This is a genomic window from Veillonella sp. ACP1, from assembly GCF_000286635.1.
Classification (GTDB): domain Bacteria; phylum Bacillota; class Negativicutes; order Veillonellales; family Veillonellaceae; genus Veillonella; species Veillonella atypica.
Map to the genome: position 1 here is coordinate 26,542 of NZ_ALKL01000002.1, position 23,610 is coordinate 50,151.

Consider the following 23,610-nt stretch of genomic DNA (forward strand, 5'->3'; position numbering starts at 1 on the left):
TAGCCTTTATCTATCCCCCATCGCACATTATTATCATATGCTACACAGGAAATACCTTTATTTAATTTTATTTTCTAAATAGCCTAATGTTTCCATGCGTTTCGTCAATTCAGCATAGAACGCTTCAGCCATAGCTGTTTGATTTTTTGCCTGACCAGCTTGTGCGCCGCCAAAGATATTCTTTTTAATCGCATTAACAATAGTAGATTTTGCCTTTGGTTTATTAAGGATTTCCATAAACATCAAATCTTCATCGGACAGATTTTCCACGGCTTCATTTTCAGAGGTAGCCCCATACATGATGTCTGTACCAGATTCAACTAAAGCTTTCACAAACTTTGTAAATCTAGCAGGTACAAAGGATTGTCCCTCCATATAGTAAGCTTTAGAATGTAGGTGTTTCAAGAAACGTAGACCACCGCGTACAATATGTTCTGCCATAGCTACATATAACGCATTAACAGCGGCTTCTAAGCTTGCATCATCGCCCTTAGCAGCATCATTAGCAGCTTTTACAATGGCTAAAGCCTCGATCATATTAAACTGACCGCCATCCTTAATAATGGACTGGAATGTATCGCGCACGATATCGTTTTCAAACATAGACAATGCTTCTTCATTGAAGAGAATTGTATAGGTAAAGCTGTTAATAATGGTTCGCATAGGTACAGAATTTACAAGTTCAGGATTTCCCATGTCGTAGGTTACAGATTCTGCATGCTTAGCCTTACATATAATAGATTTTCTAAAGGTCGTATCTAGCATAAAATCTAAATATTGCTCTTGAGCTACATGGTCATTAAGTGCGAGTTTATCTAGTGTATCCGCAATATCAGCATCAAAGCTACGTACCATAGATAAAGTTAAATCAGCATCGCATAGATATGCCAAATTATGCGCTCCTAAATGGTCATTAAATTGATAGAAATATACAGGATCATTGTTTGGCTCTAAATGATCGTGACCAACATAGTATTCATCTTTTTGCATAACAGAACGAAGAGCACCTAAGAATTTACTATTTCGTTCCTTTAGATTGTCATATTTTAAAATTTGACTACCTACGATACTACCAATCGTTTTGCCATGCAGTACCTTTTCCTTGTGATTAAACTGAGCTTTATCACGGTTGCTGAACATCATTAACTGACGTACTTCTTCCATCGTATGCCAACCAGGATATGTGTTATACGACACATAGGCGATGCCATCCTCTGCTAAATGTTCATCGATAAGGCGCAACAATGCATCTTTAACACCGTCATCAACCCAAGAATACACACCATGGGCGATAATGTAATCAAAGGTACCAATTTCACTACCAATAGATGCAATATCAGATTGAACTAAGGAAACATTTGTTAGCCCTGCATTCGCAATCACTTCGTTGCCCTTTTCAACTTGTTCTTGTGAAAGCTCAATACCTACGAATGTTGCATCAGGATTAAATAATGCTTGGGAGATAATATTGCCACCATAGGTTGCTCCCAATTCTAATACTCTTGCAGTTTTAGGGTTAGGTGCTGAAATACCCACGAGAGCCGCATAGGCTTCAAGAGTAGCTGGTGTGGTATATGGGAATGGCATAGATTTATAGCCTAATTCACTATAAATGGTTTGTTGTACGTCATTTGTATTCGTAGTCATAATATCCTCTATCATTAAAAACATATATTGTATAAACAATACATGAATAATACACATATATACTATCTATTATACCAAAATCATGTGTACTATACACCTATTCATAAGGATGATAGATGCAAAAGAGGCATCCTCAATGAGGATGCCTCTTGTATATGCAGTTTAGAGAAATTAATTATTTAATGTCTTCGAAACCTTTTTGTAAGCGAACATAGCTTAAGCGACGTTCTTTAGCGTCTTCTTCACATTTAGCGAATAATTCTTCTGCAGCGTCAGGAGCAGCTTTCGCCAAGGAAGCATAACGAACTTCACCTTTAAGGAAGTTTTGGAATTCGTCGTAGTTGCCTTCTTTGGAATCCAAGGAGAATGGGTTTTTACCTTCAGCTTTAAGTTGAGGGTTGTATCTGTAAAGATCCCAGTAACCACAAGCAACTGCTTTGCGTTGTTCTTCTTGAGCTTTACCCATACCAGCTTTGATACCATGGTTGATACATGGGCTGTAAGCGATAATCAAGGAAGGACCTGGATAAGCTTCAGCTTCTGTAACAGCTTTCATCAATTGGTTTTTATCTGCACCCATAGCTACTTGTGCTACGTATACATAACCATAAGACATAGCCATCATGCCAAGGTCTTTCTTCTTAGTACGTTTACCAGATGCTGCGAATTGAGCTACAGCAGCTTCATGAGTAGATTTGGAGGATTGACCACCAGTGTTGGAGTATACTTCAGTATCGAATACCCAGATGTTGATGTCTTCGCCAGAAGCTAATACATGATCAACACCGCCGAAACCGATATCGTATGCCCAACCGTCACCACCGAAGATCCAGTGAGAACGTTTGATTAAGAATTGTTTTTTATCAAGAATTTCTTTCAATTCTGGAGTTGTAGCACCTTCAGCTTCGATTGCTGCTACCAAACGTGCGGAACGTTGACGAGTAGCTGCGCCAAGGTTAGCGAATTCAATCCATTGTTCCAATGCTTCTTTCAATTCGCCAGATGCTGTTTCAACAGCTTTCTTAGCTACTTCAAGCAATTGTTCACGGATTTTCTTAACGCCGATGTACATACCATAGCCGTATTCAGCATTATCTTCGAACAAGGAGTTTGCCCAGGAAGGACCTTGACCTTGTTGGTTAGTTGTGTATGGAGAAGCTGGCATGGAAGCACCCCAAATAGAGGAACAACCAGTAGCATTCGCAATCATCATACGATCGCCGAACAATTGAGTTAACAATTTAGCGTATGGAGTTTCACCACAACCCGCACAAGCACCGGAGAATTCGAACAATGGTTGTTCAAATTGGGAACCTTTAACAGTTTCCTTCTTCATAGGGTTTTCTTTTACAGGAAGGTTAACAGCGTAGTTCCAAGCTTCAGCTTGTTCGATTTCGGAATCGATAGAAGTCATTACGATAGCTTTGCCCTTAGGAGCTGGACAGATATCAACGCAGTTACCGCAACCCAAGCAATCTAATGGGGATACTGCGATACGGAATTGAAGGTCTTTAGCGCCCAATGCAGGGATTGTATCGAAATGTTCTGGAGCTGCAGCCACTTCTGCTTCAGTTGCCAAGATTGGACGAATTGTAGCATGTGGACATACGAAGGAACATTGGTTACATTGGATACAGTTTTCTGGCATCCATTTTGGAACGAACAATGCAGGACCGCGTTTTTCGAATTTAGCAGTACCAGCAGGTAATGTACCATCTTCGTAACCAGCGAATGTGGATACAGGAAGATCATAACCAGCTTGTGCATTGATTGGTTGTGCAATGTTTTGAACGAAAGATGGGCAGGATTCACAGCCTGGTTTAGCTTTGTGACCGCCTTCATCAACAGCGTTTTTCCAGTCAGCTGGAACGTCTACTTTTACAAGAGCACCAACGCCTTGGTCGATAGCAGCGTTGTTCATGTCAACGATGTTTTGACCTTTTTTACCATAGGAAGTAACTACGGATTCTTTCAAGTATTTGATAGCATCATCTACAGGGATGATTTCAGTCAATTTGAAGAATGCAGCTTGAGTTACCATGTTGATACGACCGCCTAAGCCGATTTCAGCAGCGATTTTCGCAGCATTGATGATGTAGAAGTTCAATTCTTTTTCTGCGATTTGACGACGTAATTTAGCAGGTAAATGTTCGTTCAATTCTTCAGGGGACCAAGTACAGTTCAATAAGAATGTACCGCCTTTTTTGATACCGCGAAGTAAGTCGTATTCATGTACGTAGGATTGACGGTGACATGCTACGAATTGAGGTTCAGTAATCAAGTAAGGTAAGTTGATTGGATTAGTACCAAAACGAAGGTGAGACATTGTTACGCCACCAGATTTTTTGGAGTCGTAATCGAAGTATGCTTGTGCATACAAGTCAGTGTGGTCACCGATGATTTTGATAGCGGATTTGTTTGCACCTACAGTACCGTCAGAACCGAAGCCCCAGAATTTACATTCAGTCAAACCAGGAGTTTCAACTTCTACGCCTTCAGCACGATCTAAGGACAAGAATGTAACATCATCATTGATACCCAATGTGAAGAATTTCTTACCATTTTCAGCATTCAAGTTATCGAATACAGCAACGATGTCTGCAGGGATAACGTCTTTGGAGCTCAAACCATAACGACCAGCGATAACTTTAATGTTACGACCACCGTCAACTACAGCAGCTTGAACGTCTAAGAACAATGGTTCAGCCAAAGCGCCTGGTTCTTTTGTACGGTCAAGAACAGCAATGCGTTCTACAGTTTGAGGAATAGCTTTCAACAAACGATCTGTTGCGAATGGACGGAACAAGTGAACGTTGATGAAACCAACTTTGCGACCCAATTTATTTAAGTAATTTACAGTGGATTCTACTACTTGTGCAGAGGAACCCATAGTAACGATTACGTCAGTTGCATCAGGAGCACCTACGTAGTTGAACAATTGGTAGTTAGTACCAGCCAATTTGTTGATTTCGTTCATGTAGTGTTCTACAACGTCAGGAACGTTCAAGTAGAATTTGTTGGATGCTTCACGATGTTGGAAGTAAACGTCAGGGTTTTCTGCAGTACCACGAGTTACAGGAGCATCTGGGTTCAAAGCGTTTTTACGGAATGCTTGAACTGCTTCCATATCTACTAATGGTTTTAATTCTTCATAGTCCCAGATTTGAATTTTTTGAATTTCATGGGATGTACGGAAACCGTCAAAGAAGTTGATGAACGGTACACGAGTTTTAATAGCTGTCAAGTGAGCTACTGCAGACAAGTCCATTACTTCTTGTACGGAGGATTCTGCAAGCATAGCACAGCCAGCTGCACGAGCAGCCATTACGTCTTGGTGGTCACCGAAGATAGCCAACGCATGTGCAGCTAATGCACGAGCAGCTACTTGGAATACGCCTGGAAGTAATTCGCCTGCTACTTTGTATAAGTTAGGAAGCATCAATAACAAACCTTGGGAAGATGTGAAAGTTGTTGTTAATGCACCAGCTTGCAAGGAACCGTGAACAGCAGCAGCAGCGCCTGCTTCAGATTGCATTTCTACAACTTGAACAGTGTTACCGAAGATGTTTTTACGACCAGATGCAGCCCATTCGTCAATGTGTTCTGGCATTGGAGAAGATGGAGTGATTGGGTAAATCGCAGCAACTTCTGTAAAACCATAAGAAACGTGAGCAGCCGCTTGGTTGCCGTCCATAGTTTTAAATTTACGACTCATGTGATTATTGCCTCCTTAAGCATTTAGCAAAAATAGAACACTTGCTTAATCTATCATTATGTTTAGGAATAACAACCATTACAAACTTGCGTACATGAAAAAATAATGCAATAATATATATGTTATATATATTTATGGCATTATGTAGTACAAACTATTTTGTAGTGGGCACAACCATAATTCCTAATATCATAACTTGATATAGCCCTATAGACTCATTATAACGTGGCGGGCTATATCAACGCAATACATACAGCGCTTGGCGCCTTGCCAATATCGCTATCCATGCTTTACTTAAAGTAATAGCTAATTGCGTTTTAGTAATAATTATTCTCATTTACCAAAATCAATTTTTAAATTAGGTTTGTAATATCTTTTATATATTAGGGGGTTAGTTATGGATTTCCACCATTTAAAATACTTCGTAGAAGTGGCTGATCAAAAGAGTTTTAGTAAAGCAGCAAGAAACTTACACATCTCACAATCCGCGATTAGCCGTACAATCAAAGCCTTAGAAGACGAACTTGGTGTTGTTCTCTTCATGCGTAATGCTAAATCCGTAGAACTCACTGATGGAGGTACCATCTTTTTAACACACGCGAAACGCGTAGTATTTATGTTTGAACATTTAAAAACAGATTTTGAAAACGAGTTTCGTTTGGAGCAAGGTTCCATCCGAATTGGTATTCCACCTATTACCGATGCACCAATCTTTGCGCAACTATTAGGTGAATTTAAAAAGGTATACCCACAAATCGATTTAGAATTATATGAACAAGGTTCTAAGAAGGTCGAAATTAGTGTACAAGAAGGTTTGATTGATATCGGTATCATCTGTACAAAGCCAAATCCTAAGGAATTTGAATCCTTCTATCTCACATCTGACCCATTATCCGTTATCGTTCCTAAAACTAGCCCACTTGCCAAGGAACCAGAAATTCGATTGGATATGCTTTCAGAAGAATCCTTTGTTCTTCACAAGGACGATTTCAATTTACATGATGAAATTATCAAAGCATGTAAGCACACAGGTTTCCAACCTCATATCGTATTCGAAACAAGCCAACGTGACCTCATGTTACAAACAGTAAGTGCCGATTTAGCCATCGCCCTATTACCATCTCGCCTCTGCCCTGAGGTTGGCGAGAACACAGAGGTTGGGTCCAAGGTTGTGGTACGACCTCTCGTTCCAGAAATCATCCATACCTTATATGTAATCTGGAAAAAAGGTCATTACCTCTCCCACGCTTCTCGCTTGTGGTTAGACTTTGTAAACTCCAAATTGCCATTACCTGGTCTACAATTGGAGGCTCATAAATAATGAACAAACCATCTGGGCTCGCAGCTAAATTGCGGGCCCTTTTGAAAGCTAAAGAAACGCCCATGTGGGCCGTTATTATAGTTCTCATCATCGTCATCATCATTCAGCAAGTTCAAATATCCGAACTACAATGGCGCGTCGACGAAGATCACGACGGTTCCACCATAGATAGTGTGGCCGGACGTCTATATATTTTAGAAGGCATGGCGAATAAACATAGTGATCAAATCGAAGAATTACAAAAATATATCCGGCAGTTACAAAATGATGGTGCTAGATATGATTGGGAACTAAAACAATTAGAATGGTTGCATCCAGAACTAAAGGTTATTTCTCCTGATGGAGATCCTAATCCGTTAAAATCCACAGATCTTAACCTAGACATGAACCCTGGTAATGTACCAGATGTAAAAAAATAAATAAAAGCCAGATACAATACATACTAAAAAGTATTTACATTGTATCTGGCTTTTTATTATATCTGCCTTAATCCGTTTGAACCACAGTAATAGCTTTTATCTTTTTATCAAGGGGAATGTGCTTATATAAACTGAAATTCTTATTATAGGATTTTTCCCATTCACTCACAACAGAGTAGTGCCTATGATGGAAATTACCTTTATCATCTATATAAAGAAAGAGATCTTTTTGAGCCATAACACCAAAGCCCATGGCATCCAAAGTGTACCCCTTATGAACACCATCATTTGTATTTAAATAATCTCGTAACTCTGCTTCACGAGATGTATCAACCCATCCTAATTCCAACACTCTACTAACTAACGTATCTTCAGCAGCCTTATAAGCTTTATTTGCAGCTATAAGTCCCTTATCTGGAAAACCTTGAACATCCTCTTGATATCCAAAGGCTGTCACAACTATAAGTTTTCCCGTTCCATACTGATTCTCATAAGAAATAATCGGATCTGCTACTGTAATAACTTTCTCTACAAAAGGATTCCATAATATTGAATCAATATAATGCTCTTGAGTTTTATACTCTACAATATATTTAGTCTCACCTACATCATTACCGGTCGGTTTTATTATAACAATCCCCTCATCATGAGTAAGGATACTAAAATCTACGTAATATGCTGATACATAATAACCGCCTAATATAGGTTTCAATTGACTCTGTAATTTATCTATCGTCTTATGTTGTTCTAAATCACCAATATATTTAGCGCGTTCTAAATTCTTAACAGCTGCCTCCCATGAATCATAAGGACCTGAAACTTTAACAATGTCACGGTTGTACACTGCAATTTTCTCAAAGGCAGCTCTACCTTCACCCGTCGGATCATGTAATGATATCGCACTTACAGATACACCTAGTGTAAAAGTTGTTAATACGCTTGCTAATAATAACGTTTTATACATAGTAGCCTCTCTTTTTACTGTAGATTACATTACTCTTATTATACATAAAATAATATATTTACTAAAAGAAAAAGAGCTATATATTTATTCAATATCCGTCATAGAAAAGAATAAAAAATATAACTCTTTTTAAATTTGTATTTAATTTTTAACTTAATCTTCCTTGTGTTCCATAGATTTAGGTAATGTCAAAATCAATAGACCTGCTAGGAACATACAAGCGCCCATTACATAGTAACCGTAAGTAAAGCTACCTGTATGTCCATTGATGAAGCCTAGCATATAAGGGCCAACCCAACCGCCCATATTACCGGATGAATTGATAAGGCCCATCGCACCTGCTGCAGCTGCGCCAGATAAGAATGTAGTTGGCATCGTCCACCATACGCCCATACCGCCATACACGCCTACAGCCGTTAAACAAATGAATAACAAGCTAATTTCAGGTGATGGACTATGTGGTGTGGCAATAAAACCTATGGTACCAACAAATAATGTGGTCGCCACATGCCAACGTTTTTCATTGCGTTTCTCTGAAGAATAGCCACAGAAAACTTGTACGAGCAATGCCGCACTCATCGGAATGGCAATAGACCAAGCTACAACACTTGGTGGCCATCCGGATAAGCTTTTAAGCACTTGTGGCATCCAGAAACTGAATCCCCAGAACCCAATAACCCACAAGAAATAAATTAATGCTAATCGCAATACTTTTGGATCTTTCAAGGCTTGCCAAATAGTGTATTTCTTTACGGATTGTTTTTCAGCTTCTTCCTTAGCAAGCTCTTCTTTGATATATTCTTTCTCTGCATCAGTTACCCAAGCGGCTTCTTCTGGTTTTTCTTTCATCCAGAATGCAAAAATGAAAGCAAAGATAACAGCTGGTAATGCTTCTACAATAAACAACGTACGCCATCCATGTAATCCAAAGAATGTCGTATCGAGCAATACGCCTGCTAATGGACCGCCGATAATGTTAGAGAATAATAGAGAGGTAAGCATTAAGGAAATTGCCTTTGCCCGTTCTCTCGGTAAAAACCAATTAGGTATCAATAAAGAATAGATAACCGGATATAATGACGCTTCACATAAACCTAACAAGAATCGATATAAGAAGAACTCCCACTCCGTAGTCATTGTCGTCATGAGGACACATACAATGCCCCAACTAAACATGATACGCGCTACCCAATGCATCGCATTAAATCTCGATGCTAACAGAGATGCAGGGACTTCAAATAAAACATAGCCAATAAAGAATATACCTGCGCCCATACCGAATATTTCTGGTGTTAACCATGGTAAATTTTCCTTCATGGTCAAGCCTGCATAGGCGATATTTACACGGTCTAAAAAGGCAATAATAGAAACAATAAATAATGGTAGGATGACATGCAACATACGCCGCCTTGTAAAATCCTTGAAATCGATGGCCCCACTTTGAGGCTCTGGTACAGATGATGAGTTCATATGAATCCTTTCTACTTACTATATGATACGTACCATAATATATTAAAAAAACAAATGTCCTCTGTCAATGATATTATATAGAATATAGGAATAACAAATTAGAATATGTAACATACAAAAAGCACCTTATATCTGTTATGTAAAATCTCCATAAAGATTTCTAACAGTATATAAGGTGCTTTCACATACACTATTCAGATATTAGCGTCTATTACCAAAGATACGCAACAAGGATAAGAACAAGTTAATGAAATCGAGATACAAGCTAAGTGCACCAGCAATTTCAATACGATCTAAAATCGTTTCATCTTCAGATAGTGCCAATTGAGTAACACTGTTTTTAATCATGTTCATATCAACAGCCGTAAAGATGGAAAATACCACGACCCCAAGGTAGCCAAGAATCAAGCTAATTGTACTATAACTAATGGAACTAAGATATGGAATCGAAAAATACGATGCTGCCATAAACACAAGACTTACGATAATCATACCAAATATAGCAGCCACTAAGTAAGGTGTTAATCCGGCTAAATTCTTCTTAGTCGTAAGACCTACAATAGAAAAGGCAACGAAGAATGCCAATGCCCCAATCAATGCTGGTACAGTAGCTTCCATGATGCCATATGCTAACGAAACAAGTGATAAGGTAACGCCATTCAATGCACTATAGATGAAGAACATCGCATATAGGGACATAACATTGGCCTTATACGTGCGCATGCTAAACAAAAATACCACGGCTACTTCTGCAATCAACAAGATATTAAAATTGCTAGCTGCAAAACGCGCCCAAGACGGATTCATTAGCGTCGCAACACCAATACCTAATGTAGTCAATAAGCCGACAACCATCCATAAGATGGAACCCTTTAACCGTTGAGATACAATACTTTCTACCAATGCTACATCATTAGCATTTGGCGTTTGTGTCATGTATGGATTCATAAGAACCTCCTTGCTATTTGTAGTTTATATAGTTTGTTATCTATCTTTATATTATACTAAAAATTCTTATTCAACGCCATAAAAACACATTGTATAAAACCAAATCATAAAGAAATTTGAGTCCTTCTACCTCACTAGTGACCCACTTTCTGTTATCGTTCCTTAAAAAGCACTTTATAGTATGAATATATCTCTATCACAAGATAAGAAAATACTATAAAGTGCTTTCATATTAATTAGTATTAACAGGATCATAATCAGCAGGCACTGGCGCAACGATACTCACAAAGACAATATCTTCCGTTCCAGTATTTTTTGCACCATGACATTCACCCTTTTTAGATACTATAACTTGCCCCTTTGTAAAAGGCACCTCTGTATCAGGTGTTGGATAAAATACACCCTTGCCTTGCAATATAACCCATATATCATCAGAGTGATGATGATAATGTTTTGGTAAGGTTTGACCAGGTTTAATAACCCAAACTGAACCACCTGTGGAATCAGTTTGATAAAATGGAGTCCTAACAGCTTTCTCCAAACTTTCGACTTTTACAAGCTCCATGTCAAAAACACGTTGATCACTCATAATGTTCACACCTTTCATCTATTAATAACTAACGAGTGCCCGATGCATATTCACCCATATTTACATCAAGCACTGCTCTCACCGGTTGAATTAGAGAATCCTCATAATGCAATGTCCATTGAACATTTGAATCCAATTCTCCATTCTCTAGGCCGCTAATAGTATCACCATCACCCACAGGATTGTCATTTTCTAAAATAAAATACAGCATATTATATGCATGAATAACTACATCATCAGGATTTATACCATGAAAGTGATACTGCACATCAGGCAAGATAAAGCTAAATATAACATACCATTCATTTATAGTATATCAAATGATTACTAGTACCACAATTATTATATAATCCATATTTCATAACAACTTAAAAGATATAACTGTTATAAATATAGCCCGATGATGGTATTCGAACCATGTTCAGCCGTAAGCTGGACGCGCAAGAATATCATCATCGGGCCCCCACAAACGTAATCCGTAGAATACCGCACCCGCTACAATCATGTAGGCGTACAACTACCGATATACTAGAGTTCGTGGTGCGGAACCGCGATAAACACTTGCTCTGTACCGCTGAAGGCGTCACCATCCCCTAGGTAAAAAATAAAACTAACGACAAAAGACCCTCTCCGTGGTCCGTAGAGGAACTTCAGGCATGTGTGAGTCCTAGGACCATGGAGAGGGTCTTTGTATTATTTAATCAGCAAGGGATGGTGATACCGCCAGCGGAACCATAACGGATTCTACCGCGCTCCACAACATCCACACCACCAACTCAATTATAGAGGTTTACGAACCACGTCGATGATAGAGCCATCGCGGTATTCTACGATTGCCACGATGTCTTCGTCTTTGTCAGACACAGGAATATCTTGTGGTTTACCAACTAAGTCGAATGCTAATTGTTGTAATTCTTCAATTGTATAGATAGGCAAGTTGCTATCTTTGAAGCGTTCAATCAAATCAGTGCGAGCTGGGTTGATTGCGATACCGTATTCAGTAACGAGTACGTCAACAGAGGAGCCTGGTGTAATCACAGTTGCTACTTTATCACGGATCATTGGCAAGCGGCCACGGATCAATGGGCAAGTAATAACCGTGCATTTAGCACCTGCTGCTGTATCGGAGTGACCGCCAGAAGCGCCCATCAATACACCGTTGGAGTCTGTCATTACGTTTACGTTGAAATCAAGGTCGATTTCAGTAGCACCAAGGAATACTACGTCTAAGTAGTTTGTAGTGCAGTCTGTCCATGGGTTAGCGTACATGGAAGCAGACATTTCGATATGTGCAGGGTTTTTATCCAAGGATGCAGCTGCAGTAGTATCGAATGTTTGAGTATCATAGATAGCTTTGATCAAACCTTCTTCAAGCATACCAGTCAAGATACCTGTAGCACCACCGATAGCAAAGCCACCAGCTTCACCGCGTTTGCGAAGTTTTTCAGCGATGAATTTAGCCACAGTCAATGGAGCACCACCAGCGCCCAATTGGAATACGAAACCTTCTTTAATGATACCCGCTTGGTCAAGGAATTCACCAGCTAGTTCAGCGATTTTAATTTGAATAGGGTTCTTAGTGAAGCCAATTGCACCGGATGCAATACCTTCTGGGTCGCCGATGCTTTCAACAGGAACAACATAATCTACATCTGTTTGAGGGATGGCATAGTTGTGTACATAGTCAACCAAGTTATCAGTGATGATAACAGTTGTATCTGCATAGTGAGAGTCAACCTTAGCATAGCCAAGTGCACCACATGCAGATTTACCCATACGACCAGTTGCATTGCCGCGAGGATCAGCTGTAGGAGCAGCCATAAAAGCTACATCGATATGAACTTCGCCAGATTCAATAGCACGAGCACGGCCACCATGAGGACGAATGACTACAGGGCGTTTTAATACGCCAGGGTTTTGTGTTAAGAATTTACCAAGACGATCGCGAAGACCAGATGTTTCGAGAGCTGTAACAGTACCGTCTTGAATCATTTCAACTAAGAAATCATGGCATGGAGATAAGGAAGAAGATGCGATTGTAATATCTTTAATGCCTTTCGCTTGAACGCGTTCCATAACCATTTTCATAACATAGTCGCCATTGCGCAAATGATGATGGAAGGACAATGTCATGCCATCTTTTACGCCAGCTTTTTCGATTGCTTCATCGATGGAAGCAAGAACTTTATTAGTACCAACACGGCTCATATGAACAGGTTTACCTGCGCGTTTAGCCTTAGGTTCAATTGCGAATTCACCTTGATATACTTCGCGACCTTCTAGTGCTGGGATATTTGTTGGGATATCGCGACCTACTTTATTTAACATCGTATTCTGCTCCTTCCTCTAATTCAACTTTAATGCCTGCTGCACGTGCTTTATCAACTACGCGTTGTGCACGAACTACGATAGGACCATCGATCATCTTACCATCTACGGAAATTACGCCTTTATTGTTGCGCAATGCATCAGCATAGCTGTTCAATACCTTAACGGAATGAGCGATTTCTTTTTCATCAGGAGTGAATACTTCGTGGATAATTTTGATTTGGCTTGGGTGGATGCAAGATTTGCCGTCATAACCCAACGCTTTAATGAATTCAACTTCTTCGCGGAAACCTTGAGGGTCTTTTACGTCAGAGAATACAGTATCGATTACGCGGATACCTGCTTCGCGTGCTGCATGAAGGATTGTTTGACGAGCGAACAACAATTCAACAGCTGGTTTATGTTTGCCTGTGCGAAGGTCAGCGCGGTAATCTTCTGCGCCAAGAGCGATAGCAACTACGCGAGGACCATGGCAGATTTCACGAACATTGTACAAGCCACGAACGGATTCAATAGCTACGATAATGTTGATTGTACCTTCTGTCCAGCCATTAGCTTTTTCCACTTCTTCAATTTTCTTCGCTACGATTTCAACTTCGGATACGTCTTCAGTTTTAGGTAAACGAATCATATCAGGTTTAGCTGGAACGATAACATCAAGATCGTCATAACCATAAGGAGTTTGTGTAGGATGGTTGATACGAACAACTGTTTCAGCGCGGAATTTACGGGATTTCAATGCTTCTGCAGTCAAAAGACGAGCTGTGTCTTTTTCTGTAATAGGCACGGAATCCTCGATATCGATCATGATGGAGTCAGAACCATGGATATCAGCACTGTTAATCATTTTTGGTGTATTACCAGGAACGAACATCATGGAACGGGATAAGCGTTTTTTAGCCGCTTCTGTAAGCGGATTAGTTTTTACTTCTGGAAATGTTTTATCGTTAGCCATTATGCTTTGCTCCCCCTTTCTAATGCGCCCAACACGCGTGCTTTAATTGTGTAATCCCAAGCGTTTTTATCTTGTACAGTTACTTTTACGCCATCAAAACCAGCCTCTTTAACTGTGTTCAAGATAACAGATTTAATTTGGTCGCCATATTGACGCATAACTTTGGAAGTCAATTCGATTTCGATGCCGCTAGCAATCGGTTCTACCGTAACTAATGCATCATTTTTTTCGTCGAAGCCTGCTTGCGCAGCTTTCACTAATTGTGCCATGTTACATCCTTTCCTTATAAAAGATTTATAAAACCCAAATCTGTACAGGCTCGTCGCGAGAGCCTTGTACAAATATTGAATACAACTAATTAAATTCTAACACTCCATTATAAAAGTTTCACTTACATGAAACCAACAATTTTCCACCAAGGAATACCGATTACGAAGTTCAATACTAAACATACAACGGCAGAGATGAGACCAACAGTCCACCAATCTTTTACATTGTTGTAACCAGCAGAGAAGATAATTGGACCAGGTGCTGCACCATAGTGAGTTACGGATCCACCATACGCATTTGTACCAATCAAAACGAAAGCTAGTAATGTAGGATCGATACCTGCATTAACACCTACAATCAAGAATACTGGAAGCATTGCGGAGATGTAAGCAGTACCAGATGCAAAGAAGTAACGAACTGCAACGGAGATAACAGCAATAAGGAGGAGCATCATAAATGGATCTAAACCAAAATTCATATGCACTTCTAAGTATTTTGCTAACCATTCAAAGAATTTCCCTTTTGTCAATGCAGAGGATAAACCCAAAATACCACCGAACCAGATTAATGTATTCCAAGCGGCTTTAGTTTTGAGCAAATCATCCCATGTTATGATACCAAATACAAATGTTGCAAGCATTGCTACGACAGCAACAGCAGTAGCATCAATTTTAATATCAAATGTTGGAAGAATCCATCCCACAATTGCAAGAAGTGCAATTACGATAAGGCCCTTTTCAGAACCTTTCATAGGTCCTAATTCAGCTAAACCGTCGGCAGCAATTTTCTTGTTATCGATTTCTTTTACAGATGGGCGTTCATACATATAACCAATAAGAGGAATGAACATTAACATGATGAGACCCGGAACAAACATAGCTAAAGCCCATTGCCCCCAGTTCAAAGATACGCCTGTTAATTTTGTTACAAAATCAAGAGCTAAATAGTTTGGTGCCATCGCTGTGGCGAACAAGAAGGATGTTACCTTAGTTGCAAAATAACCATTTTGCAAGAGATATGCACCTGCTTTTTTAGCAGTTTCACCTGGATGAGAACCAACGGCTTCTGCAATGGACAAGTTGATTGGGTATACGATACCTGCTGCACGAGCTGTATTAGACGGTGTTGCAGGGGATAAAATCAAATCAAGAAATGCAGTTACATAACCAAGACGAAGTGTAGTACTACCGAATGCGCGAACTAAATGATACGCAATACGGTGTCCAAGTCCAGTTTTACCAAACGCAACGGATAATGCAAAAGCTGCAAAGATTAACCATAATGCTGTATTGCTATAACCAACTAATACATCTTTTACATTGTTTAATAAAATAGAAGATGTGGCAACACCTAATAATACTGTAATAGGTACTGGAAATGGTTTTAATACCAAACCCACGATTGTTGCTAAATAAATACCAAATAAGTGCCATACTTGTGGTTTAAGGCCTTCTGGTGTGCCCCCGAACCACGCAATTGCGACGATGGCAGCCATAACGGCAACGCGCCATAATTTGTCTTTCATGTGTGTCTTTACCTTTCTTAACTAACTTAGGCATACATAAGATCATCTATTCCTTGGCAACATAATCGCTCGCGACATCAATTACATTGTTTAAGTTTACATTCATTATAGATGTTTAGTAGAATAATGAAAAATAGATTACCTTTATAGGGGTCATAAAAATTTTTATAACTGTCATTCATACTTTTTATGCATTTTACTCATAGATTTTTAGGTGTAAATGAAAAAAATGCATGCATACACCTCTAACAAGATGTATACATGCACTTACATGTTATGATTGATATTCTCTAAAAATACTATCGTCTACGACAGTGTGTTTTTTATAGTAATCTCGTACGTACTCGATAAATGTTTTGACAGCAATTAAATTGGCCGACTCTTTTGTGTATACCATATTGGTATCACGCGTAATATATGTTCCATCCTTGCTACGCAATGGGCTAACGTAAATATCTTTATCCTTACAAGATCCAAGCCCCATATAGGTTAAGATAGACCAGCCTAGCCCAGCCCGCACAAAGTGACGGCATGTACTCATAGAATTAACATCCATTGCCACAATGGGAGGTGCCTCAAAATGCTCAGCACACCATTTTTCAATGATATTAGCCACCGATGCATCGGTTTGGTATCGAATAAAAGGCACCTTCTCTAACGATTCTGGTGGCACCAGTTCTTTGTATACCAAACAATATGGTTCTTCCAATAGCAATTCTGAATTGCCGGATACCTCATAGCCACCGCGTGCAAACGCCACCATACAATCACCAGTATTAAACATCTTTACAACTTGATGGCTGAAAGCTGTCTTAACTTGAATATGTACATCTGGATACTGTTCGCGGAACGATTTCAACAAAGCTGGTAATTCATAATCTGCAAAATTAATAGATGATGCAATTTTTAAGGTACCTTGAATCTTACCAGTAGACGACGTCAATGCATGGTCTAAGGCCTCTCTATCATGCAGCATGCGTTTGCAATAGTCATAATAGATTTCACCTTGTGGCGTCAATGCAATACCTTCTGTGGTACGAAGCAACAAGGAGTACCCTACGCTATCCTCTAAATGACGCAGTCGATAGCTCAAAGCAGGTTGCGAAACAAATAACTTTTCAGCCGCTTTTGTTATATTACCTTCATCTACAACGGTTACAAAGGTACGCCATTCTTTATCATCCATAGTCGTACTCCTTTTTATGACCAACCTAATTACATTATATATTGCTTATCTAGCATTCGCAATGCCTGCAAAGACTTTGCCTCGTTCCCCATCAATGGTTACTTCTGCACCTTCAAGCAATACGTCATGAGCATCTTTAGCACCTAAGATGACAGGAATGCCATACGTAATGCCTGCAATAGCACTATCTGATGTGTACCCATCTTCAACGGCTACAATACCGCCTGCTCGTTTAGCAATATTCATCAATTCTGGTTCCATAGTCCCTACTACGAGGATATCGCCGGATTGGAAGCTTTCATAATCATTCTTATGATTAGCTGCAATAAATACGCGACCCGTAGCGGATTTACGTAGGATACCATTACCAGATAACAACACCTTGCCTGCAATATGAACGCGAATCATATTCGTAGTACCTGTAGAGCCAGATGGTACGCCAGCGGTAACGACAACTAAATCACCAGAGTTGATGGCATTTGCCCCAAGAGCACCGGTAATTGCTTGTTTTACCATTTCATCAGAATTAATATTTTCACGACCCTTGATAGCCTCAACACCCCAGCATAATTGCATGCGACGAATCGTTTCATCATGCGGTGTGATAGCAATAATTTTGCAATCTGGACGATGACGAGCCACACTAATCGCAGTATGACCAGATTCGGTACATGTCAAAATGGCTGCTGCCCCAAGATCACTTGCAACGCGCACACTGGCCAAACATACAGCCTCAGTGGTTGTCACATCATCGCTTTCCTGCGTTCTGCTCTTATGATCATAAATAGCAGACTGCTCCGTTACTTCTGCAATGCGTGTCATGGTCGTAACAGCTTCCACCGGATATGCGCCATTAGCAGTTTCACCAGACAACATAATCGCATCGGTGCCATCTAAGATGGCATTGGCCACGTCACTCGCTTCGGCACGCGTAGGACGAGGGTTTTGAATCATAGATTCCAACATTTGCGTAGCCGTAATAACAGGTTTGCCAAGATGATTACATTTTTCAATCATCATCTTTTGCAATACCGGTACTTCTTCGGCAGGAATTTCTACGCCCAAATCACCACGGGCAATCATAAGACCATCTGCTACATCGAGGATTTCATCGATATTATTAACCCCTTCTGCATTTTCAATTTTGGCGATAATCTTAATATCCTTTTGTTCAGATTCCAATATGCGACGAATAGCCACTACATCCTTAGCACGTTGCATAAAGGATGCGGCCACAAAGTCCACACCTTGTTGGCAACCAAAGCGCAAATCTAATTCATCTTGCTCGGATACAGGTGGCAAGCTAAGCGCTACGCCTGGCACGGCCACCCGTTTGCGATTGCCGATTTCACCACTGTTTTGAACAGTCGTAATAATCTTATTACCTTCAATAGCATCAATGGTTAATCTTACAAGGCCATCAGCTAAGAGAACAGTATCGCCAACGTGCACATCGCCTACTAAACCTTTATGGTTTACAGTACTAATCTCTGACGTGCCTTCTACATCATCCGTAGTCAATGTAAATTGTTGCCCCGCTTCGAGGAATACCTTGCCTTCTTTAAACAGTCCTAGACGAACCTCAGGGCCCTTTGTATCGAGCAATAATGCGATTGGTTTATTGACAATCATCGCCGCATCACGCACCATTTGCATGCGCTCCGCTTGCTCTTCATGCGAACCATGAGAGAAGTTAAAACGAGCCACATTCATGCCAGCGCGCATCATATCTTCTAAAATACCGAACTTATCCGTACCCGGACCTACGGTACATACGATTTTTGTACGTTTCATATATCCTCCTAAATGGGATGGTATTTAATATACTCTATTGCACCTCTACGGCACCTTCACCTAATACCGCTTCAATGCGTGCGATGATCTCATCTGTAGGTGCAAAGCATAATTGAGGTGATAAATTAATTCGTTTTCGTTGTTTGTGTAAATATAATGCTGTCGGGACTTGTCCTTCTGCTTGTGAAAGTATTTCCTTCAACGCATTGCTATTATCTGGCGTATCATAGGCACCTCGAATATGGATGGCGATTTGTCGTGCATTGTTGTAATTTACCTTTAATGGTGCAATGCGATCAGCAATAATCTGCACACCCTTTTCATCCGCATCAACACGGCCTCGCACCTTAACAACCATATCGACAGCCAAGAATTGTTGACTCTGTGCAAATACCTTCGGGAATGCTACCACTTGAGCGGAACCAGAGTAATCTTCGATGCGAAGAATACTCATGACATCGCCCCGTTTTGTAGGTCTATCCCCTCTTTCAGCAATGAGACCGCCAAAGGTAATCGTTTGACCATCAAAACGCTCTGGGTTTTCAAGGAGTTGCCCTAATTCAAAGAGGCCTTTCAGTTCCTTGTTATAGCCTTGCAATGGATGGCCCGTAATATAGAATCCGGTGTAGTCCTTTTCATCCTTCAATTTATCATCTTCCGATAAATCAGGTAGATTAGGTACTGGAATCATATCAACATCATCTGTACTTTCACCAAAGAGACTCATAGTCCCCATGGCAGCATCCTTTTGCTGCTTAGCCCCTACAGCCTGTGCACTTTCATACATATGCAATAACTGATTGCGGTTTTCCTCAAATCCGTCCATAGCACCACAGCGAATTAAGCTTTCCAGCAACCGTTTATTAACGACCTTGCTATCTACGCGACGACAAAAATCGGTAATACTCGTATAGAGACCATTGGCCTCACGTTCAGCGATGAGTCGATCGATAGCATTGTCCCCTACGTTCTTGATGCCCCCAAGGCCAAAGCGAATGGCATCACCTTGTACAGCAAAGCTACGCAAGGAATGGTTCACATCGGGACCGAGGACCTGCACATTATGTTTTTTACAGGCATTGATATAGTAGGTAAGCTTATCCATATTTTGCATAAAGCTTGTCATGGTAGCGGCCATAAATTCTGGGAAGTAGTGCGCCTTGAGATATGCCGTTTGGTACGCAATATACGCATAGGCCGCACTATGGGATTTATTAAAACCATAGCCGGCGAAATAAACGAGCAAGTCAAATACTTCGTTTGCAATGGACTCTTCGATGCCATTGTTAATAGAACCTTGTATAAAGGATTCACGTTGCGCCTTAAGGACGGATTCCTTTTTCTTACCCATCGCACGGCGCATCAAATCCGCTTGACCAAGGGAGAAACCGCCCATGGCAGACGCAATTTGCATAACCTGTTCTTGGTAGAGAATAACGCCGAACGTATCTTTCAAAATAGGTTCCAAAATTGGATGTAAATAGGTCACCTCTTTTTTACCATGACGACGGTCAATAAAATCCGCCACCATGCCAGATCCCAAAGGACCTGGACGATAGAGTGCAACGAGAGGGATTAAATCCTCAAAATGCTCAGGTTTTAAATCCATAACGAGCTTGGTAATCCCATCGGATTCGAGCTGGAATACGCCGGATGTATCGCCCTTCGTAAGAAGCTCACAAGCAGCTTTATCATCTAATGGGATAGCATCTAAGTCAAGATCAATACCTCGGTTTGCCTTGATGAGCTTAAGGGCATCCCCCATAACGGTCAATGTACGAAGGCCCAAAAAGTCCATCTTTAACAGGCCTAGTTCTTCGATATTATCCTTATCATATTGAGTGACAAAGCCGTCTTCATTAGAGTTTTGTACAGGCACATGGTCATCTAGAGGGTCTGCGGAAATTACAACGCCCGCCGCATGGGTAGACGAATTACGAGCAATGCCCTCTAGTTTTTGGCCAAAATCAAATAACTCTTTTACATTAGGGTCTGTATCATATAAGGCTTTTAAATCTTTACCCTTTAAGGCCTTTTCTAAGGTGATACCCAATTCATTAGGAATCATCTTCGCAATGCGATTGACCTCGGCTAATGGTAAATCGAGCACACGACCTACGTCGCGAATAACGGCGCGGGCCGCTTCCGTACCAAAGGTGATGATTTGAGACACGCGAGCCTGTCCATATTTTCGCGTTACGTAATCGATGGCTTCGCCCCGCTTTTCATAGCAAAAGTCGATATCGATATCAGGCATGCTTACCCGTTCTGGATTAAGGAATCGTTCAAAGAGCAAATCGTATTGTAATGGGTCAAGGCCTGTGATACCTAATAAATAAGCTACTACAGAACCAGCTGCAGAACCACGGCCTGGGCCAACCAGAATATCGTGTTCACGCGCATAGCGCACATAGTCCCATACGATGAGGAAATAGTCTTCAAATCCCATCGTTCCGATAACATCGAGTTCGTAGTCGAGACGTTTTTTGAGTTCTTCTGATGTATCGCCATACAAACGAGGTATTTCTCGTTCACAAACCTTGCGCAAATAAGTTTTAGATGTTTCGCCCTCAGGTACATCAAAGTGTGGCAAATGGTGTTCATCAAAATTAAATTCTACATTGCATCGGTCTGCAATCTTTACTGTGTTTTCTAAGGCCCCAGGGATATGTCCAAAGAGCTCCGTCATCTCGTCCCCAGATTTGAGATAGAACTCATCATTAGGGAATTTCAAACGATCTACTTCAGCGCGACGTCGGCCCGTTTGAATACAAACGCGGATATCCTGAGCATCAGCATCGTCTTTCATAACATAGTGGAAATCATTGGACGCCACGATGCCTAGGCCATATTCGTCAGCTAATTGGCATAGCACTTGCTGAGCCCGTAACTCTTCAGGTAAACCGTGATTTTGAATTTCTAAAAAGAAATTGTCTTTACCGAAGGTTTCAATATACCATTCAACAGCTCGGCGAGCCCCGTCCATATTATCTTGCAGAATATATTGAGGCACTTCCCCTTGAATACACGCACTAAGAGCAATAATGCCCTTGCTGTATTGACGCAACAAATCATGGTCAGCACGGGGCTTATAATTAAAACCTTCCGTAGAGGCTTTCGATACGATTTTAACAAGGTTTCGATAGCCTTCCATCGTTTCGGCTAGCAAAATAAGATGTTTTAATCGCTCACGGCTACGCCCTTCTGGTTTATCAAGGCGGCTACCTGCTGTAACATATACTTCACACCCAATAATCGGTTTAATGCCTTGTGCTACACATTCTTTATAAAAATAGATGGCTGCATACATATTACCATGGTCCGTAATGGCAAGGGCTGGTTGTTCCAGTTCCTTCGCACGGCGCACCATATCCGGCAAACGGCTGATGCCGTCCAATAAACTAAATTCCGTATGACTATGTAAATGTACAAATGGCTTCATGGTACACCTCCTTACGGTCTATGTGCAAAATAGATATTTAATGATTTCTTACGAGCTTTCCAATCTGGTAAAAATTGGGCCACTAAATTGTGAAAGCTCTTAGAATGATCCAAGTATTTAAAATGGGCAAACTCATGGACCATAACGTATTCAATATAGGCCTGAGGCCCTTCTAATAAACGCATATTCATCTTAATGAGCTGCTTTGATGGCGTACAAGACCCCCAACGACTCTTCATGCGCTGTTGCTTTACCGTTGGCATGGGCACATCAATATGTTGCTGGTGAAAGCGTTGATACACGACCTTCGCCCAATGGGTAAACACCTTTTCCCCTAGCTGGCGCCAAAAGGTTTGCATTAATTTATGCTTGTCTTCATAGGTATAATCAGGTTTAACAAACATCACCATACGACTAGAACCATCAAACTTAATATGCGGCTTACCAGATATTTCTAGCACCTCTAGCGACACAGGCATACCCAAAATAGATACGGTTTCACCTGTTACATACTGTAACGCCTCTATCCGTTGTGCCGTTAAGGCTTCTAATTTAAAACGAGCCCGCTCAATAAAAGGTATATTTTCGATAACAAACGCATCGATTCGATAATCTGGCACATAAGCATTCGCTGAAACATGGACACTACCATCCTTGTGCACACGCATGTTTATGTTCTTTACACGCTTGATCGTTAATTCATATTCAATTGTGTCACCATTATAGGTAATAGACCGAGTTGTTGAAGTATTCATACCTTTTATTTTATCATAAAACACTCATAAAATCGTAAAATTCTAGGTGTTTTAATTGAAATTATTCGATTTTAAGAACATAAAAATAGCAGATAGTTGATTTTAGAGGATCAACTATCTGCTAAGTAATTTAAAATATACTACAGACCTATTTAAATATAAGTGAAAATGCTAAAACAAAAGTAGCAACAACATATAAAATACCTGCGTCTGCAATATTGCCTATAATATAAAGAATTACTCCTATTATAAACAAAACTATTCCAATATTCATTTTACCCC

General features: G+C 40.4%; 18 protein-coding genes. 2 read left to right on the top strand and 16 right to left on the bottom strand.

Annotated features, from left to right (window positions below; all coding sequences use genetic code 11):
• Positions 1 to 57 precede the first annotated feature (57 nt).
• Both HMPREF1151_RS01155 and nifJ read right to left on the bottom strand, forming a co-directional pair.
• Positions 58 to 1,647: a class I SAM-dependent methyltransferase gene (locus HMPREF1151_RS01155; RefSeq protein WP_009660770.1), complete on the bottom strand. Its 1,590-nt coding sequence runs from the start codon at positions 1,645 to 1,647 to the stop codon at positions 58 to 60.
• Between the two features lie 175 nt (positions 1,648 to 1,822).
• On the bottom strand, positions 1,823 to 5,362 hold the full coding sequence (nifJ, locus tag HMPREF1151_RS01160; protein ID WP_009660785.1) for a pyruvate:ferredoxin (flavodoxin) oxidoreductase: 3,540 nt from the start codon (positions 5,360 to 5,362) through the stop codon (positions 1,823 to 1,825).
• Positions 5,363 to 5,759: 397 nt separating this feature from the next.
• Here nifJ and HMPREF1151_RS01165 point away from each other — a divergent pair, with 397 nt between their 5' ends.
• The gene (locus HMPREF1151_RS01165; protein ID WP_005378410.1) at positions 5,760 to 6,683 is read left to right on the top strand and encodes a LysR family transcriptional regulator; all 924 of its coding nucleotides are present in this window, start codon (positions 5,760 to 5,762) and stop codon (positions 6,681 to 6,683) included.
• Positions 6,683 to 7,102: a hypothetical protein gene (locus HMPREF1151_RS01170; RefSeq protein WP_009660787.1), complete on the top strand. Its 420-nt coding sequence runs from the start codon at positions 6,683 to 6,685 to the stop codon at positions 7,100 to 7,102. Before HMPREF1151_RS01165 ends, HMPREF1151_RS01170 begins: the two co-directional genes overlap by 1 nt.
• A 67-nt stretch (positions 7,103 to 7,169) precedes the next feature.
• Here HMPREF1151_RS01170 and HMPREF1151_RS01175 read toward each other — a convergent pair whose 3' ends face one another.
• The 14 genes from HMPREF1151_RS01175 to HMPREF1151_RS09935 form a co-directional block, all read right to left on the bottom strand.
• The gene (locus HMPREF1151_RS01175) at positions 7,170 to 8,066 is read right to left on the bottom strand and encodes a hypothetical protein (protein ID WP_009660745.1); all 897 of its coding nucleotides are present in this window, start codon (positions 8,064 to 8,066) and stop codon (positions 7,170 to 7,172) included.
• 153 nt (positions 8,067 to 8,219) lie between these two features.
• Entirely contained in the window at positions 8,220 to 9,536 is a 1,317-nt protein-coding gene (locus tag HMPREF1151_RS01180) for an MFS transporter (protein ID WP_009660750.1), read from the bottom strand.
• 201 nt (positions 9,537 to 9,737) lie between these two features.
• The gene (locus tag HMPREF1151_RS01185) at positions 9,738 to 10,484 is read right to left on the bottom strand and encodes a Bax inhibitor-1/YccA family protein (RefSeq protein ID WP_009660780.1); all 747 of its coding nucleotides are present in this window, start codon (positions 10,482 to 10,484) and stop codon (positions 9,738 to 9,740) included.
• Positions 10,485 to 10,716: 232 nt separating this feature from the next.
• Complete coding sequence (locus HMPREF1151_RS01190; protein ID WP_009660754.1) at positions 10,717 to 11,073, bottom strand: cupin domain-containing protein; 357 nt, start codon at positions 11,071 to 11,073, stop codon at positions 10,717 to 10,719.
• 28 nt (positions 11,074 to 11,101) lie between these two features.
• A complete protein-coding gene (locus HMPREF1151_RS01195; protein ID WP_009660756.1) occupies positions 11,102 to 11,350 on the bottom strand; it encodes a DUF4261 domain-containing protein in 249 nt (82 codons plus the stop codon).
• 503 nt (positions 11,351 to 11,853) lie between these two features.
• The gene (citF, locus tag HMPREF1151_RS01200; protein WP_009660755.1) at positions 11,854 to 13,401 is read right to left on the bottom strand and encodes a citrate lyase subunit alpha; all 1,548 of its coding nucleotides are present in this window, start codon (positions 13,399 to 13,401) and stop codon (positions 11,854 to 11,856) included.
• Positions 13,391 to 14,356 (bottom strand): CoA ester lyase, encoded by a 966-nt coding sequence (locus HMPREF1151_RS01205; protein WP_009660774.1) that lies wholly within the window; start codon positions 14,354 to 14,356, stop codon positions 13,391 to 13,393. Before HMPREF1151_RS01205 ends, citF begins: the two co-directional genes overlap by 11 nt.
• Entirely contained in the window at positions 14,356 to 14,625 is a 270-nt protein-coding gene (gene citD / locus HMPREF1151_RS01210; RefSeq protein ID WP_005379312.1) for a citrate lyase acyl carrier protein, read from the bottom strand. The genes HMPREF1151_RS01205 and citD overlap by 1 nt, the downstream gene beginning before the upstream one ends.
• A gap of 122 nt (positions 14,626 to 14,747) precedes the next feature.
• Positions 14,748 to 16,151, bottom strand: coding sequence for a DASS family sodium-coupled anion symporter (locus HMPREF1151_RS01215; protein ID WP_009660759.1), 1,404 nt, complete (start codon positions 16,149 to 16,151; stop codon positions 14,748 to 14,750).
• Between the two features lie 274 nt (positions 16,152 to 16,425).
• Positions 16,426 to 17,337 carry a LysR family transcriptional regulator gene (locus HMPREF1151_RS01220; RefSeq protein WP_009660779.1) on the bottom strand — a complete coding sequence of 304 codons (912 nt, stop codon included), beginning with the start codon at positions 17,335 to 17,337 and terminating at the stop codon, positions 16,426 to 16,428.
• A 45-nt stretch (positions 17,338 to 17,382) separates the two neighbouring features.
• Positions 17,383 to 19,131: a pyruvate kinase gene (pyk, locus tag HMPREF1151_RS01225; RefSeq protein WP_009660761.1), complete on the bottom strand. Its 1,749-nt coding sequence runs from the start codon at positions 19,129 to 19,131 to the stop codon at positions 17,383 to 17,385.
• A gap of 34 nt (positions 19,132 to 19,165) precedes the next feature.
• Positions 19,166 to 22,573 carry a DNA polymerase III subunit alpha gene (locus HMPREF1151_RS01230; RefSeq protein WP_009660758.1) on the bottom strand — a complete coding sequence of 1,136 codons (3,408 nt, stop codon included), beginning with the start codon at positions 22,571 to 22,573 and terminating at the stop codon, positions 19,166 to 19,168.
• A gap of 11 nt (positions 22,574 to 22,584) precedes the next feature.
• Positions 22,585 to 23,352, bottom strand: a complete 768-nt coding sequence (locus HMPREF1151_RS01235) for a SprT family zinc-dependent metalloprotease (protein ID WP_038141106.1) — start codon at positions 23,350 to 23,352, stop codon at positions 22,585 to 22,587.
• Between the two features lie 124 nt (positions 23,353 to 23,476).
• Entirely contained in the window at positions 23,477 to 23,602 is a 126-nt protein-coding gene (locus HMPREF1151_RS09935; protein WP_255324118.1) for a hypothetical protein, read from the bottom strand.
• Positions 23,603 to 23,610: the final 8 nt, after the last annotated feature.

Coding starts and splice junctions, on each gene's coding strand:
- HMPREF1151_RS01155 (WP_009660770.1), bottom strand. CDS start 1,647: ATGACTACGAATACAAATGACGTACAACAAACCATTTATAGTGAATTA.
- nifJ (WP_009660785.1), bottom strand. CDS start 5,362: ATGAGTCGTAAATTTAAAACTATGGACGGCAACCAAGCGGCTGCTCAC.
- HMPREF1151_RS01165 (WP_005378410.1), top strand. CDS start 5,760: ATGGATTTCCACCATTTAAAATACTTCGTAGAAGTGGCTGATCAAAAG.
- HMPREF1151_RS01170 (WP_009660787.1), top strand. CDS start 6,683: ATGAACAAACCATCTGGGCTCGCAGCTAAATTGCGGGCCCTTTTGAAA.
- HMPREF1151_RS01175 (WP_009660745.1), bottom strand. CDS start 8,066: ATGTATAAAACGTTATTATTAGCAAGCGTATTAACAACTTTTACACTA.
- HMPREF1151_RS01180 (WP_009660750.1), bottom strand. CDS start 9,536: ATGAACTCATCATCTGTACCAGAGCCTCAAAGTGGGGCCATCGATTTC.
- HMPREF1151_RS01185 (WP_009660780.1), bottom strand. CDS start 10,484: ATGAATCCATACATGACACAAACGCCAAATGCTAATGATGTAGCATTG.
- HMPREF1151_RS01190 (WP_009660754.1), bottom strand. CDS start 11,073: ATGAGTGATCAACGTGTTTTTGACATGGAGCTTGTAAAAGTCGAAAGT.
- citF (WP_009660755.1), bottom strand. CDS start 13,401: ATGTTAAATAAAGTAGGTCGCGATATCCCAACAAATATCCCAGCACTA.
- HMPREF1151_RS01205 (WP_009660774.1), bottom strand. CDS start 14,356: ATGGCTAACGATAAAACATTTCCAGAAGTAAAAACTAATCCGCTTACA.
- citD (WP_005379312.1), bottom strand. CDS start 14,625: ATGGCACAATTAGTGAAAGCTGCGCAAGCAGGCTTCGACGAAAAAAAT.
- HMPREF1151_RS01215 (WP_009660759.1), bottom strand. CDS start 16,151: ATGAAAGACAAATTATGGCGCGTTGCCGTTATGGCTGCCATCGTCGCA.
- HMPREF1151_RS01220 (WP_009660779.1), bottom strand. CDS start 17,337: ATGGATGATAAAGAATGGCGTACCTTTGTAACCGTTGTAGATGAAGGT.
- pyk (WP_009660761.1), bottom strand. CDS start 19,131: ATGAAACGTACAAAAATCGTATGTACCGTAGGTCCGGGTACGGATAAG.
- HMPREF1151_RS01230 (WP_009660758.1), bottom strand. CDS start 22,573: ATGAAGCCATTTGTACATTTACATAGTCATACGGAATTTAGTTTATTG.
- HMPREF1151_RS09935 (WP_255324118.1), bottom strand. CDS start 23,602: ATGAATATTGGAATAGTTTTGTTTATAATAGGAGTAATTCTTTATATT.